This window comes from Bradyrhizobium sp. 62, assembly GCF_023073035.1.
GTDB lineage: Bacteria > Pseudomonadota > Alphaproteobacteria > Rhizobiales > Xanthobacteraceae > Bradyrhizobium.
Genome location: NZ_JADPIT010000002.1, coordinates 282 through 17,337 on the forward strand (window position 1 = coordinate 282; position 17,056 = coordinate 17,337).

General features: G+C 58.4%; 16 protein-coding genes. 6 read left to right on the forward strand and 10 right to left on the reverse strand.

Annotation, left to right across the window (positions count from 1 at the left end; all coding sequences use genetic code 11):
• Positions 1 to 472: hypothetical protein (locus IVB47_RS00010; RefSeq protein WP_247459185.1), on the forward strand; the 472-nt coding region annotated here is incomplete at its 5' end.
• A 111-nt stretch (positions 473 to 583) separates the two neighbouring features.
• Entirely contained in the window at positions 584 to 1,078 is a 495-nt protein-coding gene (locus IVB47_RS00015) for a MarR family transcriptional regulator (RefSeq protein ID WP_247400144.1), read from the forward strand.
• Positions 1,079 to 1,230: 152 nt separating this feature from the next.
• Here IVB47_RS00015 and IVB47_RS00020 read toward each other — a convergent pair whose 3' ends face one another.
• From IVB47_RS00020 to IVB47_RS00050, 7 genes are all read right to left on the reverse strand, one after another.
• Positions 1,231 to 1,422: a hypothetical protein gene (locus tag IVB47_RS00020; RefSeq protein WP_247459188.1), complete on the reverse strand. Its 192-nt coding sequence runs from the start codon at positions 1,420 to 1,422 to the stop codon at positions 1,231 to 1,233.
• 132 nt (positions 1,423 to 1,554) lie between these two features.
• A complete protein-coding gene (locus IVB47_RS00025; RefSeq protein ID WP_247400146.1) occupies positions 1,555 to 3,789 on the reverse strand; it encodes a trehalose-6-phosphate synthase in 2,235 nt (744 codons plus the stop codon).
• Positions 3,790 to 4,440: 651 nt separating this feature from the next.
• The gene (locus IVB47_RS00030) at positions 4,441 to 4,716 is read right to left on the reverse strand and encodes a DUF5985 family protein (protein WP_247345243.1); all 276 of its coding nucleotides are present in this window, start codon (positions 4,714 to 4,716) and stop codon (positions 4,441 to 4,443) included.
• Complete coding sequence (locus tag IVB47_RS00035; RefSeq protein ID WP_247400148.1) at positions 4,716 to 4,973, reverse strand: DUF5985 family protein; 258 nt, start codon at positions 4,971 to 4,973, stop codon at positions 4,716 to 4,718. The genes IVB47_RS00030 and IVB47_RS00035 overlap by 1 nt, the downstream gene beginning before the upstream one ends.
• 2 nt (positions 4,974 to 4,975) lie before the next feature.
• Complete coding sequence (locus IVB47_RS00040) at positions 4,976 to 5,347, reverse strand: hypothetical protein (protein ID WP_247400150.1); 372 nt, start codon at positions 5,345 to 5,347, stop codon at positions 4,976 to 4,978.
• A gap of 165 nt (positions 5,348 to 5,512) precedes the next feature.
• Positions 5,513 to 6,019, reverse strand: a complete 507-nt coding sequence (locus IVB47_RS00045) for a PRC-barrel domain-containing protein (protein WP_247400151.1) — start codon at positions 6,017 to 6,019, stop codon at positions 5,513 to 5,515.
• 387 nt (positions 6,020 to 6,406) lie between these two features.
• Positions 6,407 to 7,204, reverse strand: coding sequence for a Crp/Fnr family transcriptional regulator (locus tag IVB47_RS00050; RefSeq protein ID WP_247459189.1), 798 nt, complete (start codon positions 7,202 to 7,204; stop codon positions 6,407 to 6,409).
• Between the two features lie 73 nt (positions 7,205 to 7,277).
• Between IVB47_RS00050 and IVB47_RS00055 the strand changes: the two genes are divergently transcribed.
• Positions 7,278 to 9,434 (forward strand): ATP-binding protein, encoded by a 2,157-nt coding sequence (locus tag IVB47_RS00055; protein ID WP_247459190.1) that lies wholly within the window; start codon positions 7,278 to 7,280, stop codon positions 9,432 to 9,434.
• Positions 9,406 to 10,080 carry a response regulator transcription factor gene (locus IVB47_RS00060; RefSeq protein WP_247400157.1) on the forward strand — a complete coding sequence of 225 codons (675 nt, stop codon included), beginning with the start codon at positions 9,406 to 9,408 and terminating at the stop codon, positions 10,078 to 10,080. The genes IVB47_RS00055 and IVB47_RS00060 overlap by 29 nt, the downstream gene beginning before the upstream one ends.
• A 679-nt stretch (positions 10,081 to 10,759) precedes the next feature.
• Here the strand turns inward: IVB47_RS00060 and IVB47_RS00065 are convergent.
• Complete coding sequence (locus IVB47_RS00065) at positions 10,760 to 10,990, reverse strand: hypothetical protein (protein ID WP_247400159.1); 231 nt, start codon at positions 10,988 to 10,990, stop codon at positions 10,760 to 10,762.
• A gap of 320 nt (positions 10,991 to 11,310) precedes the next feature.
• Between IVB47_RS00065 and IVB47_RS00070 the strand changes: the two genes are divergently transcribed.
• A complete protein-coding gene (locus tag IVB47_RS00070; protein ID WP_247459192.1) occupies positions 11,311 to 12,558 on the forward strand; it encodes a sodium:proton antiporter in 1,248 nt (415 codons plus the stop codon).
• Between the two features lie 52 nt (positions 12,559 to 12,610).
• On the opposite strand, the gene IVB47_RS00075 is transcribed toward IVB47_RS00070, so the two are convergent.
• Both IVB47_RS00075 and IVB47_RS00080 read right to left on the reverse strand, forming a co-directional pair.
• Positions 12,611 to 14,428 (reverse strand): chloride channel protein, encoded by a 1,818-nt coding sequence (locus IVB47_RS00075; RefSeq protein ID WP_247400162.1) that lies wholly within the window; start codon positions 14,426 to 14,428, stop codon positions 12,611 to 12,613.
• A gap of 131 nt (positions 14,429 to 14,559) precedes the next feature.
• Entirely contained in the window at positions 14,560 to 15,756 is a 1,197-nt protein-coding gene (locus IVB47_RS00080) for an FAD-binding domain (RefSeq protein ID WP_247459194.1), read from the reverse strand.
• 230 nt (positions 15,757 to 15,986) lie between these two features.
• On the opposite strand from IVB47_RS00080, the gene IVB47_RS00085 reads away from it, so the two are divergent.
• On the forward strand, positions 15,987 to 17,045 hold the full coding sequence (locus IVB47_RS00085; protein ID WP_247459196.1) for an AI-2E family transporter: 1,059 nt from the start codon (positions 15,987 to 15,989) through the stop codon (positions 17,043 to 17,045).
• Positions 17,046 to 17,056 lie beyond the last annotated feature (11 nt).

A 17,056-nucleotide genomic window follows, 5' to 3' on the forward strand; every position in this document is an offset into this window, starting at 1 on the left:
GCCTCGCAATCGAACGACAGGTGAGCGGGGACCGGCAGTCGGCTCTGTTCAGGCGAAGCGTGTGCCCGGGCCGATGAAGCGGCTGAGCGTGCGTGCCCAGAACGTTCTGAAGGAGCTCGCAGTCGAGCTCAACGGCGAGCAGCCGCCGAAAGGGAACTGGTCGCCATCGCGCGAGTTGCTGCGGGCGCTCACGGCTGAACGTCTCGCGACGGCGCGCAATTGCGGGCCGCATACGATGCGGGAGATCGTGGAATGGGCGCAGGGCTGCGGCGTGACTATCAAGCCGGTAATCCCGCCCGGCGGTTCGCTGTCGCAGATGTGGAGCGAGCTGATCGCCAATGCCTCGGCAGGCAGCCTGACCAGCGCCGAGATCGCCGGTGCGCTGCAGCGCTCGATCCGGCGGAAAAGCGTCCGCATCCCGATCGCGTTTCAAATCATCCTGGTGAAGATCCTGCTGTCGAGCTTCGAGTAGGGGCGCAATAGCTGTGCATCCGGAATTCCCGCTGCTTGGTCCGGGCGCTCCTGCTTGGTACTTTGGCTAACGGCTCGCGTTGCCGGGTAGGAAGCACGGAGGCGGCACGGCATGGTTCAGATGAAGAGGACGCAACGGGCGACTGCGGCCAGGTCCGGGCGGTCCTCAGCCACCGAGCCGATGCGTGACTCCGACTATGCTGCGCTTGCGCAGTTCCGGTACGAGATCCGGAGCTTTCTGGCCTTCAGCGAGGCAGCCGCGGCAAAGCAGGGATTGACGCCGACGCAGCATCAGGCGCTGCTTGGGATCAAGGGCTTCGTGCGCCCGGGTCCTGCGACAGTCGGTGATGTTGCGCGCTTTCTGCTGATTCGGCCTCACTCGGCGGTTGAATTGATCAATCGTTTGGCCAAGCTTGGGCTAGTAGGCCGGGTTGCCGACCCGCAGGATGCCAGACGTGTGCACCTCAAACTGACCGGGAGAGGTGAACAGAAACTGCGGGCACTATCGCAGAGAAATCTTCAGGAGCTCCGCCGCGCCGCGAGCCCGGCACTGAATCGCCTGCTGAGGTCGTTTCGGCACTCTGGCGGGCCGAATTCCAACGGCTAAGCCCGCGAGACCAACTCTACTCCTCTTGACTGATGCCTGGGATTGCCGGCATGGGCCACGCATCCGCCTCCTGGACGATGGTTTCCAAGCCACGCCGTGACTGATTGCATTTTGGGCCGTTTGGAGGGCCGTCTCTATGTCTCGAAAGGCGACTATCTGGTGAGCATGCCTGAAATCAGGGCCGCAGCGCCGAGGCCAATGAACGACAAGATCATTGGAGGATACAGAACCAGCGCTGCTTCAAAGCGCAGGAACTTCGGTTGCTCGCCGGTCCGATTGGGAAGCCCAATGAAGATCAGGATGCCTGCTGCCGCAAGCATAGCAGCTCCAATCAGGATGTTCATATTCGCCTTCCTCCACATCACGGAGCAAAAAGTCGCAAGCACGAGAGTGCGACCGAGCTATTCGTTTTGGAAAGAGCGGACAGTACGCTTTCGTACCGATTTTCTTGGAAGACCGCTTTTAAAGAGACTCGCTCAGATCGGCTTCACGCCGTGAGGGGCCTTAGCGGCCAGACCAAGAACCCGCTCGCGGGTGCGACTTCTCGCTGCGTCCACTAGCATCGCGCCCGCCCAGCGATAGACGTTATGTTCCTTCACCTGCTGCCGCATGAGCTTCATGCGCTCGGCCTGCTCCTCCGCCGGCATAGTAAGTGCAAGCTTGATCGCCGATGCCATTTCTCCAATGTCATAGGGATTGACAATGAGAGCCTCGGACAATTCTCGTGACGCCCCAGTGAAGCTCGATAAGATAAGGACCCCAGCATCGTCCTCTCGCGAGCTAACGAACTCCTTTGCGACAAGGTTCATTCCATCGTGCAGGCTGCTGACGATGCAGACATCGGCTCCTCTAAACAGCTGGAACACATCTGACGGCTCGTAGTGCCGCGCGACCAAGTGCATCACGGGTTGGCGACCGTGGTGCCGCTCGTTTATTTCGGCAGCAAGCACTTCCGCTTCCGCCTGGAGCTTCGAATATGAGCTGAGTTTGCTGCGTGTCGGCGCTGCAACCTGGATGAATGCAAGCCGATCTGTCCAGGCCGGATCTCGCGCCAAAAGCGCGTCTACGGCCCGCATGCGATCAAGAATGCCTTTGGTGTAATCGAAGCGTTCAACGCCTACGATCAGCCTCGTATTCTCCGCCAATCCGAACTGGGCAAGGATGCTAGATCGGCATTCCCCGGGAGGTGGTAGCTTTTCCAGTTCTCTTGGCGGCCACTCGATAGAGATTGGATAAGCACGTATTCTGGTCTCATGTCCTCCAAGGCTGACCGCTTGCACTTCGCGATCGATCCTGCTCTCCACGAAGCGATCCACACCCTCGATGAAGTTGTTGCAGTGAAACTGGGTATGAAATCCAACAATGGTGCTGCCGAGCAATCCTTCGATAATCTCCGCCTTCCATGGGCAGATGCTGAATGTTTCCGCATTCGGCCATGGAATGTGCCAGAAGGTTATGATCGTCGCCCTCGGCAGGCGCTCACGGATCATTCTTGGAGCAAGCGCGAAGTGATAGTCCTGGACCAGCACGATGGGGTCCGCGGTCCGCGCCTCGGCAACGACTGCATCGGCAAAGCGCTGGTTGATCTGCCGATACATCTGCCAGTCGCTGGACCTGAACGTAGGGCGCACGAAAACGATATGGCACACGGGCCAGAGCCCTTCGTTGGCAAAACCGTAATAATATCCGTCCTGTTCCTCCTCGGAGATCCAGATGCGCCGAAGCGTGTAGGCCGGACTTGCCTCGGGCACGCGGATCCTATCGTTGTCGTCGACCGTCTCCCGATCGGCGCTGCCGCTGCCGTGTGCGATCCAAGTGCCACCGCAGGCACGCATGATCGGCTCCAGGGCCGAGACCAATCCACTCGCCGGCCGCTGCACTACAGTCCCCGCTTCCGAAGTGTTGTGAATGTAGGGCTCCCGATTGGAAAGGACGAGAACTTCGGCCCCCGGAAGGACGCTTTGCAGCACCTCCTGAAGCGATTTTGGCGTCCACTCGATCTGGCGTGTAAACGTAACTTGTTCGGCGCTACGCAACAGCTTGTGAATTTCTCGATCAATAGACGAGCCACCGAATCGGAGTGGCACTCCCTGAGCACCTCGACGGACCTCTTCGACCGCGCGTCGCAACGCCTTCATCCAGCCGCGCATCATGAGGACGGCGAAAATGATCGTGCCAACGGTCAGGACCAGAACGACGCCGGCAAGCGCTGCAAGCAGATACGCCAGCACCTGGCTAGACCTGGCCGCCGCGAAGCTGAGGTCGGTTAGAATGACGAGGTAGGAACGACCTCGGCTACTCGAGATCGGAAACGCAGCTACAAGAATTCGTCGCCCCCCGCTGGTGATGCTTGCGAAACTGTCGTTCTCGGATTTGGCCGACTTTTCGCAGGAGAAGCTCGCCGGCATCTCCGGTGTTGGCGCGAGCAACGAGCCTCCCGGATCACAAAATCCAACCGCGAGAATCTTCTTGTCAAGCGCCACTCTCTTGAAAAGGTCCGAGAGCCGGTCCCACGCCTGGTCTTCCACATCACGACTAAGCAACGGCTGGATGGCGTTGAAGACCAGCTTGGATCTGGCTTCAACATCGCTGCGCGACCATTGCTGTACGATTCCTCCGGTAAATGGTGAGATACCGAACGCCACGACTGCGGCTACCGCCAGGCCGAAAATGCCATAGCGGAAGAACTCCTTGTACGATATCGGGGTCACTCTGGAGCTACGCCGGCTGGATGGAGATGATTGTTCGAGCCATCGAGCAGACGCAGCCCTCGCAGCGAATTTGGAAACTCTGCCGATTTCGTAAGCAATAATACGCGAACATGCACCAAAGGACGGCGGCTCCTAGATCGGATTGGCGAGCCGCTTCCCCTTCTCAAAGCCCGTACGCTGGTTGTTGCAGGCGAGACAAATCGCGCGTGCCACTTGCGTGCCGTGGATTGCCAGCCGTTCATGCCGATGCGGCGTCTTTTCCTCGCAAGACAGGCAGTATGCTTGCGGAAACACATTGAGTGTCGTTTGACTCGAATTTCTGATCATGAAAGCCCCCTTGCGCAATATCCTTCCGAGGTCGCCCGCGAGCAAGCGGCAGCGGGGCAGATCGGCTGTCTATTGTACGGAAGTGTACCGTGTTTCGTCAGGTAGCAAGCTGTGCGCGCTCCGCTCAAGATCACTCCTGTCCCACACAGCAGCCCACCAAGGTCCGGGTGAATTGGCGCGCGGCGGAGCTGGGACCCCATCGTTCCTCGGCTGGGGTCCGCCTCTCCTGACGGCATGACCTGTCCAAGGTATCTTCATTCAAAGCGCGAAAGCGGTTGTTCGTGCACAGCATTTTTGCAAGTCAGCGCCTCTTGAATTCGTGCGTCACTTGCGATTCTTCGGCAGCGCGTTCTTCCCGACAATCGAAAGTGCGATCAGACCGAATGTGATCAGGCGCGGGATGAAGTAGACCGGCTCGCTCGCATTCGTCACTTGCACCACCGCCAGGACAAATCTCGCAACGGCGTCGATCACAAAAGCAGCGGCAAAGAACAGGAAAAAGGTGTCGCCCGTCTTACGCCAAAACTTCAGGAAATATATGCTCGCCAGGAGCGATGCGAATGCCGTCGCACCTGAAAGAACGGGATTCAAATGGTCCATCACTCGGCCTCCCAGATCATGCCTATAAGCAGGACCGTCATGGCGAACAGGCCGATCGACAGACGCACGGCGGAGAGATCAATTTGAGGAAACACGATCTTATCGATCCACAGAGCAGCATTTTCGAAAGTCAGACCCGCGAAGCAGACCGCGCTCCAGAGGAGCAATCTCGACCTGTTATCGATATATGCCCGAACGAGCAGCCAGGCACAAAAGCCGCTCGTGATCGCGCAAAGCGTGTAAATCACCGCAGCCATGACTAATCCTTTCGAATCCTGAAGGCGTCTGAAAATGCCTGGATACGGTGTGGGCTGTTGTGGATGATATGTGTGATCGGGATCAGATGCCGCGAATACGCCAAGGCCAAGCGATCGATCACAGCCCGCAATTCGGGCCGCGGCGCAAACGCATAGATCCCTGCCGCGCCGTCCAGGAAGCCATCCCTCGCGAGGGACGCGAGAGCATCGGCCGTCTCGGTCTTGCCCGCGTAAAGGCGTGCAGCGAGCGTTTCTGCGTCAAAACGCTCGCCCGGCCGCTTATGGAAGAACAAAAGGGCTTCGAGCTGCGCCACAGAGCGAATGTAGCGCCGGACAAGCTCCTCTACCTGTTCCGGCAGTGCTTCATCGGACATCGTCGACCTCAGCCAGCGGCACGCAAGCTGATCGATTCAATGCGGAAATTCAAGGCTGCTTTTCCTGCTACTAAATCTAAGCCGACCGGATCCAAGACAACTGCGGCGGCGTCATCTCCGATGACACCGCCGATAAGCATGCTGGAAATACAGACCGAAATCGGCTCAGTACTTGAATTCGGGCATCTTCTTCAGCTGATCCTTGTTGGCGTTCAGCACCACGTGGTCCGGATACCAATTGTCGCTTCGCCGGGCCGACGTTGATGCACTTCCCGTTGTGCTCGTAGAACTTGTAGTGCCGGCCTTTCCAGCGCCATCGTTGGACGCCGTCTTTACCGGTTCCTTGGCGAATTTGAGCTGATCGAACGCCACGGCGACGTTGTGCTCACCCATCCCAAGAAATCCTCCCACTCCGATCACCACGTTGGCAACCCGCCCGCTGGCATCCAGAATCAGATCGTTGACATCCCCGATCTTCTCGTTGCTGTTGTTATAGACGTTCACACCAACGAGTTTCGATGCACGCCATTCGCCTTCCTTGTGCATGGAGGCGGTCGAGGCAGCCGGCTGCATGTTGGGCGCGGCGGTCGTCGCGTTGTTGTGGGGTGACTGCGCCATGGCCGGCGTAGCCAGCAGCATCGCAGAGGCAAGAATGCAAACTGATGTCTTCATGACGATTGCTCCTAGTTCTGTTGATCATCGTCAACTCATCGCACGCCCGCAAGTTTCGTTTCCTGCATGCGAAGGTACGCTGCCGCACGAGACTTATCCTACCAGCTTGAGACGGCCGCGCATCTTCTGACGAAGCATTGCACGTGTCACGGAAGGGTTACATATGATGAACTCGACCATAGCGATAATGTCGTCCCTGGTACGATTGCAGCAAGGGTTCTCGTAAACGGCAAGAAGCCTTTGGGCCTCCTCCAAGGCTCCCACCAGAACTTCGGTATCGGTTCGGATCCGGCTTTCTTGCGATGACATCTCCGCCTCTATCGCTTCAAGAATATCTGGACTCTGTTCGCTGCCGGACACTTGACTTAACGCAGTCGGGAATCGCGTTCACGAATATGCAATGCGGAGGGGCGGCACCGCACAAGGACGGTTGTGGGCCGCCAGGATGATACCCTGACAATCGCAAGACATCGCTTTCAGCCTGGCTTCGTCCGTGACAACGATCCCTGCCCTGCGACATCCAATCACCCCGTCGCGCACCATACTGCCGAGAGCGACCGTAACGCCGGCGCGCCGGACCGCGAGAGCGTTGGCTATGTAACTATGCGTGAAAGGTACCTCGCGAGATCCGAGCCTGTCGCTGGCAACTAGGAGCCACCGCGCGAGGCGCTGGTGCAGCGTGTGCCTGGAGTTGCAGGCTGATAGTTGCGAACTGTGAATTAGGATCGCCTGAACATAGCCTAAAAGCATCTTTTCAAGCTCGACGTCGCTCTTGATCAAAGCAGTCAGCTGATCGGACTGGATCCGACTCGCTTGACCCGGCACTCTCACGCTGCAGCGGTGCGGCGACACTTGCATGCCCAGGACCAACGGCACGCCGACGAAATCCTTCATCCCGAGCGTATGGATCTCTACCGGCAGGCAGTCGCCCGCACGGGTCGTGACAGAACACCCGCCGGACTCGATGAAGTACGCGTAGCGAAGAGGAGTGCCGCGATCGTAGAGAATTTGTCCTTTGTTCAGAGACACTGTCTCGCAGCTTTCGAGCAACCGGCACTGCGATGAGGCCGACAGTCGGGAGACGAGTTCGTTGCGGCTAGTGCCGCAGAAGGGCTCGTCAAGGCCGAGCCGCTTCGGGTTGAATTGGTTTTCGATCAACCGCAGCGGCGATGAAGAATGTTCCATGTCAAGCCCAATTCTAGACCGCTACAATGATTGCCTGTACGATGGGATGTATCGAGCGATCCTGGGAGTCAGGGTGACCGATAGTACCGTCGGGAAAAACCTGACAAGAACCAGAAACATCGAGAAAGTGCCAGACGTGGGCGTTTTGCTGTCTCATTTGATACCCACCCGCATGGAGGCGCCCACCTCAATCTCCCGGCGCGCAGCCCGCCGCCCCTTGATCCTCGTCTTCATCGCGGCAGCGATGCCTCTTGCGCTTTTCGCGGGTTGGGTCGTTTTCCTGAACGCCCAGCAGCAGCGCAGGGGTTCTCAGGCTGCCGCCGTGGAGACGCTCGATAGCGTCGTCAACCGGCTTGCCTCCGAGATCAGTCTCCAGCTCGAGATCGCCGAGACCGTCGCGGCTTCCGCAACACTCGACAAGCCGGACCTCGACGCGTTCTATCGAGAAGCGACGCGTATCAACGAAGCACGTCCTCTTTGGCAGACGATTCAGCTCGTCGATCCCGAGGGAAATCAGGTGCTTGATGTCAGCCGTCCACTCGGAGATGGGATGCGCGCCACCGCCGACCGAGAGAATTTCGAACAGATCCTGAAAACGAGAAAGCCGGCGATCGGCGGAATTGGGCCATGTGGTCCCATCACCGGCAAACGCGTGGTGGCCGTCAGGGCCCCCGTTGAGCGCGATGGGCAACTGAAGTTTGTACTCACGGTGGCCCTGGTGCCCGATGCAATAAGCCAGATTTTGAAGAGCGCAGGAGCCCCGGCCGGCTGGGTGGGTTTCGTGGTCGATGCCAAGGGGAACATCGTCGCCCGCACCTTCGGTGAACAATCCGAACTCGGACAATCTGCCAGCGCTACGGTCCGCCAGGCGATAGCCTCAGCGCCAGAAGGAGGCTACCTCAAAACCACGCCCGCCGGCGAACAAGTCGACTCGATCTACAAAGTCATCCCCGGAACCAGCGGATGGTCGGTCCATTTCGGAATACCGACGCAGGAACTGAATGGTCCCGTCCAGCGCTCAGCCATTTTCCTTGCCGGGGGTGGGGTATTGAGCTTCATCTTGGCTCTGACTTTGGCCTGGTACACCATACGCGACATTTCGCTTCGCCGGCGCGAGCAAGAGGCGCAGGCTGCATTGGCACTCAGCGCAAGTGAAGAGCGACGGAGGCTGACGATCGATGCCGCAGATCTCGGCGTGTTCAGCTGTGATTTTGCGAGCAGAGAAGCGATCGTGTCGCCCCGCGCCCGGGAGATGCTCCGGATAGACGGTTCGCGCTCCGAAGGAGATACGATCCTTCCGATAGATCGGATACTGAGTTGCATTGATCCCGCCGACCAGCGGAACTTTGAGGCTTCCTTGCTGAGTTGCCGTTCGGGAAACGTGGCGATTGCTGATTTCCGGACCGCTCCCCCTCACAGCCGATGGCTGCGGGCCAGCGGACGGCTGTCTCGCATCGATGATAAGAACTTGGACGTCGTATATGGCGTCATTCTGGATATCGACGAGACCAAGCGAGCTGAGCTGGAGCGACAACAACTGCTTCGACGCCTTTCCGAAGCGGAAGAAAATGAACGCCGTAGAATCGCAAGAGAGCTTCACGATCAGATCGGCCAGACGGTCACAGGTCTACTTCTCGGTCTGAAGAACCTGGAGCCGCTTCTGGGCACGAGCGCCAAACGCAAGCTCGGATTGGAGAGGCTCAATTGGCTGCAAGGACTCGCGAGAGGGATTGGGCGCGATATCCATCAAATCGCCTCTGACCTGCGCCCGACCGCCCTTGATGACCTGGGACTTTACAAGGCGCTGGAGGCATTCTGCGCGGAGATCCGGCGCCGGTTCGGGATCAGCGTTGATTTTCAGCCTCTGGGCAGAAGAGATCGTCTCGGCCAGGACGTCGAAATCGCGGTTTACCGCGCCGTCCAGGAGGCCGTAAACAACGTGGTCAAACACGCGCAAGCTCGAAACGTCAGCGTGGTCATCGACCGACGCACAACTGAGCTTAGGATCGTCGTCGAAGACGACGGGAACGGCTTCGACTTTCAGGAATTCTCGCAGGGCGAGAGCCGCCACGCAAAATTGGGCCTGTCCGTCATCGAGGAGCGCCTCACGCTGCTCGGTGGATCTTTGGCGATTGAATCTGAACCCGGCCACGGCACCTCTCTTTTCATGAGAATACCGGTGCCAATAGAGGAGATGGGCTATGTGCCCGATCCGGATCACGTTGACTGACGATCATCCGCTTGTTCTGGCCGGAATGAAGGCGTTGCTTCAGGACGTGCATGACATTGAGATCGTCGGGGAAGCAACGGATGGACAGGCCGCCCTAGACATCATTCGCCAGGCCACACCGGACATTGCCATCCTGGACATTTCACTTCCCGGTATCAGTGGCCTCGAAGTTGCTCGCACCCTAGCGACGCAGCTTCCTCAAGTTCGTCTTCTGGCGCTGACCGTGCACGAGGATCACGCCTACGTTCAGCCGATGCTGCAAGCGGGAGCTCGCGGCTATCTGCTGAAGCGCTCTGCGGCCGACGAGCTCGAGCGCGCAGTTCGCGCGATCGCTGGAGGTGGTTTGTATCTGGATCCAGCAATAGCGGAGAAAGCACTACCATCCGCGCAGGGCGCCCACTCGTCTTCCGGCGCTTCCACAGCCGGCGAGCTGACACCGCGCGAGAGTGAGGTTCTCAGATTCATCGCACAAGGCTTCAGCAACAAGGAAATTGCCAATCAGCTAAGCATCAGCATCAAGACCGTCGAAACTTACAAGGCCAGGGCGGTCGAAAAGCTCGGGCTGTTCACGCGTGCCGACATAGTGCGCTACGGCGTGGCCCTTGGCTGGTTGGGCCATTCGGGAAAGAGTGCCGATCAAGTTTGAGCGGGCAGTAGGTGGGCCAAACGGCCCTGCGCCCGGCATGCCGACGTCAGGATTATCCCGACAAGCCCCGCTCATCTCCTGACTGCCCGATGGGACGCCGTCCACTATCTTCGGTGAAGCGGACGAGAGAACCAATGCGGATCGCCAGCCAAAACACCGTTCTTTGCGGCTTCTGCACTCCGCACCTTGTTGGATCGGATCAGGTTTGTGTGGAGGCACACATGAGAAATGTACTTTTTCGAGGACGTGCCGGTCGCCAGCTCTTTGCACAGTATGAGAAACTGCCCGGGCTCGCCACTCGGACGAGCTCGCGGCTAGATGCCCGCACGGCGAGAACCGCGGGCATTTGCCTCGCTTGCATCTATCTCACTTGCCTTCTGTTCTCGGCATACGCGATTGCTTGACCTAGGCGTGTGGCAACCGACATCGAGAAATGACGAAGTCGGATTCATCGTCCCGATCCTTTGCAGGAACTCGCTCGATCATGGATACAGTCGTTGTGCTCCTGGTCCCCGGTATGTTGTTCACGGCTCTTTGTGTCGCGGCGTTTGAGATCGCGGCACGTCGATTTTCCCGGACTGTTGAGCGTCAGCTTCAGATGTAAAGTGCGGCGCACCCATCTCACTGCGCAAAGACTGCTCTTGGTGAGGGCCGCCTCGATCGACGGCCCTCCAAGCGCTTATCGGCAGACACGCACGTGCTTGACGATACGCCGACCATGATAGCCGCGCTTGACTACGGTCCGCACGGTGCAGACCCTCCGATGATGATGATAGTGATAGCCAGCCTGCCTCGTCTCGGATGTTGCCGCGGCGCCGACCGGTGGCGCCATCATCGCATTGGCAGGAACCAAGAACTGAGTGCCAGCAAGCAGAGCAGCGGCCGCAAATCCATAGGCGATTTTCTTCATAGTTTTTCCTTGTCGTACGCCCCCTCCGCACTTCTAGATCGGTCCAATGAATGCGGTGTGAACGATGATACTGACAAACGTCGTCGCGATCTTTCGCCGCAGATGCAGAAAATGGATAGCTGCCCCCGCCGCTGAGAGGAGCTTGGAATTGAGGCTTATCCCAATCCGCTTAGATGTCCCGCAGGAACTGCCGAAGTTGCTTTTGCTTATTCACGTCTCAAAGTCGCTATCTCGAACGCTCTACCGTCACCGGTTAGAGCGAACAGCGGCATCGGAAGGGAGTGAACAGGCACTCTCGCCAGAGCACAAGGGAGCCTGTCGTGCTTTCGCTGATGGATATTGCTGCCGTTCTACTCACATTGTCTGCCGCCTTTGGTTGGCTGAATCACAAGTTCCTGCCGCTCTCCCGCAGCGTAGGTCTTCTTTTGATGAGTGTCCTGACGTCGCTGTTGATGATCGGTTTGGATGCAGCGGTTCCCACAGTTCATCTGCTAAACCAACTTGCCGACGGACTCCGACAGATCGACTTTGCCGAAGTCGTCGTCAAGGGAATGCTTGCATTTCTGCTGTTCGCCGGCGCGTTGCACGTAGATCTGGACACACTCAGAAGCCGCGCCATTCCGGTATTTATTCTGGCCGTTCTCGGCACCTCAATTTCAACCGTCCTCGTAGGCCTGATGTTCTGGTTCATCTGCGGCCTTGTGAACTTACCCGTATCATTGGGTTGGGCATTCGTGTTCGGCGCATTGATCAGCCCGACTGACCCCGTTGCTGTCCTGAGTACGCTTCGCAACACCAAAGTGCCGAAAGAGCTGCAGATCGAGACGGAAGGCGAGGCATTGTTCAACGACGGCGTCGGGATTGTTCTGTTCACGATCATGCTTCGCTTTGCGAGCACCGGAGACGGCGCTCAAGTTTCGGCTGCCGATGTCACTGAGTTGCTCGTTCGCGAAGCTGGCGGTGGAATAGTGCTGGGCTTGTTGACTGGCTATATCGCGTATCGCGCGATGCGACTCATCGACGACTACGCCATAGAGGTACTGATCTCTCTCGCGCTCGTCACCGGAACATACGCACTTGCGTTACATCTGCACGTCAGCGGACCGCTCTCCATGGTCGCCGCAGGCCTCCTCATCGGCGACCGAGGACCGCGATATGCGATGAGCGAGCGGACACAAGGATATCTCTTCGCACTCTGGAGCCTCATCGACGAAATCCTCAACTCGGTCCTTTTTCTGCTTATCGGGCTCGAGACCTTGATACTGCGCTTTGATCTTCGCAGCCTTGGCCTGGCAGCAGCGTCGATTCCACTCGCTCTCTTCGCCCGGTTTGTCTCTGTTTCAGTCCAACCGTTTTTGTTCGGATGGACTCAACTGCTTTCCCTGCGCAACGCGCCCTTTCTCACCTGGGCGGGCGTTCGAGGCGGGATTTCAGTTGCACTCGCCCTATCAATGCCGGATAGCCCGGCCAAGGCCGCCATGCTCGCGTCAACCTATGGGGTCGTCCTGTTCAGCATCATCATTCAAGGCTCGACCCTAGGCTGGGTGGCAAGGCGGACTGTCGGATAATAAGTCTCGTCTCGAGTTGTCGTTCAAGCGACAAGCCCTCACTTTATCCGTTTCAATCCTCGTAGCTGTCGATGACGGCATCTGCGATAACGCGTTTGGTGAGGACGCCGACGACATCGTTCACGCGCGGGCGGGAGGCAGAGCGGACAACGATTGCCGCGCCGGCCCGATGACGCTTCAACCTGGCAAACACCAAACTCAAGAGGTCCTGATCGCGGCAAATCACCATCCGCCGCTCGACGAATTGCTCGACCGCGACAACTGGGTTGGATTGCGACTCCGCCCATAAGCCGGAACGTGGCGGGATCAGCCCAACAATCCGGCCTTCGCGCTCAACCACGATAGGAAGTGCATCATTGATATCTTCCGCAGCCATAGCCTGTCTTAGTGTCGTACCTACCCCGGCGACGATAAAGCGCCTTTCCATGATGTCCTGGGCCTGCTTCACCAGATAGAGGTTGATATGCCGTTCCTTTGGAATGCGGTGCCCGCGGTGGCGCAACTTGACCGTGTAAATCGTTTCGTTGACGAGTGCACGCCTCACGCCTGCAGCCAACGCTACCGCAACGATAACTGGAACGATGATTGCGTAATCGCGCGTCATTTCGAACACCATCACGATCGCCGTCATGACGCCGCCCGTACCTGCACCAACAATGGCCGCCATTCCAATGATCGCGGCCGAAGATGGCGTCAGCCCTGAGTAAGGCAGGATTGAATTGGTTGCAGCGGCAAAGGCGGCCCCCAAGCTGGCCCCAAGGTAAAGCGATGGCGAGAATATTCCGCCCGACGCCCCGCAACCGAGGCTGACCGTCGTTGCCAACAGCTTCAGCACGAACAGCAGCGCCAGGAGCCCCGCCGCTGTCATCTTTTGGTCCAGTATCTCCTGAATGACGGAGTAGCCCACTCCGTCGACGTAGGAGTGACCAAAGGCATGCGTGAGCATCACCATCAGCAGGCCGATGGACGACATGCCAATGATGTTCTGAACATACTCGTTACCAGACAGCTTCGGAAAGCCATCTTCCATAAAGACGAGCAGACGGATGAACGCCCAAGCTGCCGCTCCAGACACCAGGCCGAGCAGGACGAATGCGACAGCTTCCTGCGCATTGAAGGATGCAACCATGCTGAACTGCATATCCGGAACCGAAAAGGCCGGATCCGGACCGATCAGGATGCGCCCGATCGTCGTCGCAGCGCCCGTGGCCACGACGACTGGAAGGAATGTTCGATTTGAAACTTCCGGCAGAAGAATTTCCAGAGCAAACAGCACGCCGCCCAGCGGAGTATTGAAGGTTGCGGCAATGCCTGCGCCGGCGCCCGCGGAGAGCAGCGTGATCCTCTGCCGGGTCGAAAGCCCGATGAATTGGGCAAAGGCAGAGCCGAGAGCTGAGCCTATCTGAATGATAGGCCCTTCGCGCCCGACCGCGGCGCCGCTCCCGATCGATACTGCGGATGCCAGCGCCTTTACCAAGGCCACCGCGCCGCGAATTTTGCCGCGCTTGTAAAATATCGAGTCCATCACTTCAGGGACGCCATGACCCTTGGCCTCGGGAGCGAAGCGCCGAACGAGGAAGACGACAATGAGGCCGCCGATCACAGGTGCGAGTAGAATAAAGTCCCCAAAAGGGCTGGGACCCTCACTGATGTTCGCGTCATAAGCGACACTCAGCGTGCCCCTGTAAAACAAATTGTGCACTAGCGCGATCAGAACGCGAAAGACGACGGCACCAAGCCCGGTCAGGACACCGATCATCAACGCAAGCGCGCAAAGCACGAGAAGGCTGACCTTCCGCTCTTCAGCAAACCGCTCAACGCTGCTGCCGATCAGGGCTTTTCTTGTGCCGTAAGACAGGACTGAGGCCATTTGGTCACCCGGGCGTACGATACGAGGATACGAACTCCCGGTTCCGAAAAGTGGTTCCTGCGACAGGTTGGGGACAACCGCGTCAATCGAGCGTCCACATCCCCACGATCGCACCTCCCTTCTGGTGGGCGTTACTTCATGGCACCCGGCGCCAAGTAGTCAGGAAGTTCCAATTCGTCGGCGATGTCCCGCCCAATTGCGAGCCTCGCCACGCCTGGTATCGAGAAACTTCTGACCACGACGTTGCGGAAGAGCATTCCCCAGCGCGTTCTCGGCGCCAGCGCCCCAGCAAAGCGCTCGGCACCCCGCTGTTTCCGGCCTATATAACTCTTCAACCGCGCCTCGTACGTGGCAAACGCCTCGGAATATCGTCCACCGGCCATGGCAAGCTCGCCGGCCAAAACATAGGCTGAAATCATCGCCAGCGCCGCCCCCTGACCTGCCAGGAGCGAGACGCAGAAGGCGGCATCACCAATGAGTGCTATCCGCCCTCGTGACCAGTTGGGCATCCTGATCTGACTGACGGTGTCGAAGTAGAGTTCACCAGTGCGCTCCAGTTCGGCGAGCATCTGATCGCACTCCCAGCCATCTCCGCCATAGATTTCACGAAGGAGCGCCTTTTGCGAGGCCGGCGTTTCCGGCAACACTGAGTGATGCTCAGCAAATATCAAGAGAAACAACGTACGATCATCACGCAGCGTAAAGCGGCCTACCATGCGGCCCGGTTGACCGTAGATCAAATACACATCCTCGTCACGCGGCCGATAGCCCGGAGCTTCGAAGGCGGCCACGATATACCCCAGATGTCGCTCGAACTGCATCGGCGGTCCAAAAGCCAACTTCCGAACGGCCGAATGCAGGCCGTCTGCCCCAATGAGAAGGTCAAACCTGCGCCTGCCGCCGTGCTTCAGTTGGACTTCGACGCCATCCGGTTTCTCTTCGACGAGAATGATCTCGTCTCCGAAAATGGCTTCAACGCAGCCGCTGATCCGTTCGAACAGCATGCGCGAGAGGTCACTGCGCTGAAGAGTAACGTATTTTCCATTCGTCAACTCGGCGAAAACGTCGATACCGAAGCCGGCCAGCCGATGGCCAGCTTCATCTACGATCCGAAATTCCTGAGCGTGGTAGCCGTCGCGGTTGATCGCCGGGATCAATCCCATCCGTTCGGCGATGGTGTAGCCCAGCCCCCAGAAGTCGATGACATAGCCTCCGCTCCGCAGCGTGGAGGCGCGCTCGACGAGCGTCGGTTGAAAGCCGGCTGCTTTCAGCCAATAGGCAAGCGTGGGCCCGGCAATTCCAACCCCGGAGATTAGAACGCTGTTCATGCCATCTCCTCAAAAACGAACGACGATCGGCACACGATCCCCGAGCTTGCTCTGGTGCTTCGGTGGTCTTGGGACGAGAATTATTCGCTTGCGTACAAGAACATTTGAGGCCGCGATAGAGTATTACATTCATCGCGACGGGATCGCCGCGATGATGTTCCGAGCACTCTCGCCTGCGCAACTTCAATCTCGAGCTTCGGAGACTGGACTGCTCCGACAAAGGAGACGACTTGGAAAACAAGTTGACTGTTCATGTCCGGCATATCGAGCGCACCCTTCGTGTAAGCGCAATCGCTCTATTCTTCGCTCTTTCGGTCTGGCTGCTTCGCGACATACTGTTGCTCTTGTTCAGCGCCGTGGTCATCGCTTGCGTCTTGCGGGGCGCCAGCGACGCGGTCCGTCGCGTAACGCGCCTCGGGCCATACACGGCTTTGATTTCCGTCATTCTCGTGACAGGCCTCGCACTCGGTGCGCTGCTGTGGTGGAGGGGCAGCGCCATTTTCAATCAAGCCGACGAAATCAGCCGGCAACTGAGAACCCAACTATCGCGGATATGGGACGAACTGCAAAACAGCTCGTGGGGCTCGATCTTAGCTCAACAGTTGCAGATCGCCGGAAAGTCTCTGCGCACTGGCCTGACCGGCTACGTCACAGGCGTCGTTGGCTCCGTTCTCGGCATAGGTGGCACTCTCGTCGTTACGGCGGCGACAGCCGTATTTCTCGCTGCCTCGCCCCAACTCTATCTTGAAGGCTCGCTTCGTTTGCTTCCAATGGCTTGGCGACCACGCGGCCGCCACGTCGCCGGAGAGCTCGGTGCTACGCTTAGGCTCTGGTTTCTCGGCCAACTCGTCGACATGCTGATCGTGGGCGTGCTGCTCGGATTGGGCCTTCTCCTCATTGGCTCGCCTTTGCCACTATCACTGGCCCTACTGGCGGCCCTTCTGAACTTCGTACCATACATCGGGGCACTTGCAGGAGCAGTGCCGGCGATCCTTGTCGCTCTGGCACAGTCTCCTGTCCTTGCCGCTTGGGTCGCTCTCTTGTTTTTGACGATCCAGCTGTTGGAGGGAAATGTCATCGCACCATGGATTCAGAAACGAACCGTCTCGCTGCCGCCCGCACTTACGATACTTTCCCAAACCGTTCTCGGCACTCTCTTCGGTTTGATCGGATTGATCGTTGCCACGCCTTTGATCGCTGTCCTGCTCGTTGCCGTCCGCATGATCTATGTTGAAGCGTTCCTGGAGCGCGAGAGTAGACCGGCTTCCCTCGTTGAAGAACACCACTAAAAGAGCGGAGG

Excerpts from the sequence above, each read along its gene's own strand:
- IVB47_RS00040 (WP_247400150.1), bottom strand. The coding sequence starts at position 5,347 with ATGTCCGATGAAGCACTGCCGGAACAGGTAGAGGAGCTTGTCCGGCGC.
- IVB47_RS00015 (WP_247400144.1), top strand. The coding sequence starts at position 584 with ATGGTTCAGATGAAGAGGACGCAACGGGCGACTGCGGCCAGGTCCGGG.
- IVB47_RS00050 (WP_247459189.1), bottom strand. The coding sequence starts at position 7,204 with ATGGAACATTCTTCATCGCCGCTGCGGTTGATCGAAAACCAATTCAAC.
- IVB47_RS00030 (WP_247345243.1), bottom strand. The coding sequence starts at position 4,716 with ATGGACCATTTGAATCCCGTTCTTTCAGGTGCGACGGCATTCGCATCG.
- IVB47_RS00020 (WP_247459188.1), bottom strand. The coding sequence starts at position 1,422 with ATGAACATCCTGATTGGAGCTGCTATGCTTGCGGCAGCAGGCATCCTG.
- IVB47_RS00065 (WP_247400159.1), bottom strand. The coding sequence starts at position 10,990 with ATGAAGAAAATCGCCTATGGATTTGCGGCCGCTGCTCTGCTTGCTGGC.
- IVB47_RS00060 (WP_247400157.1), top strand. The coding sequence starts at position 9,406 with ATGTGCCCGATCCGGATCACGTTGACTGACGATCATCCGCTTGTTCTG.
- IVB47_RS00045 (WP_247400151.1), bottom strand. The coding sequence starts at position 6,019 with ATGAAGACATCAGTTTGCATTCTTGCCTCTGCGATGCTGCTGGCTACG.
- IVB47_RS00075 (WP_247400162.1), bottom strand. The coding sequence starts at position 14,428 with ATGGCCTCAGTCCTGTCTTACGGCACAAGAAAAGCCCTGATCGGCAGC.
- IVB47_RS00035 (WP_247400148.1), bottom strand. The coding sequence starts at position 4,973 with ATGGCTGCGGTGATTTACACGCTTTGCGCGATCACGAGCGGCTTTTGT.
- IVB47_RS00080 (WP_247459194.1), bottom strand. The coding sequence starts at position 15,756 with ATGAACAGCGTTCTAATCTCCGGGGTTGGAATTGCCGGGCCCACGCTT.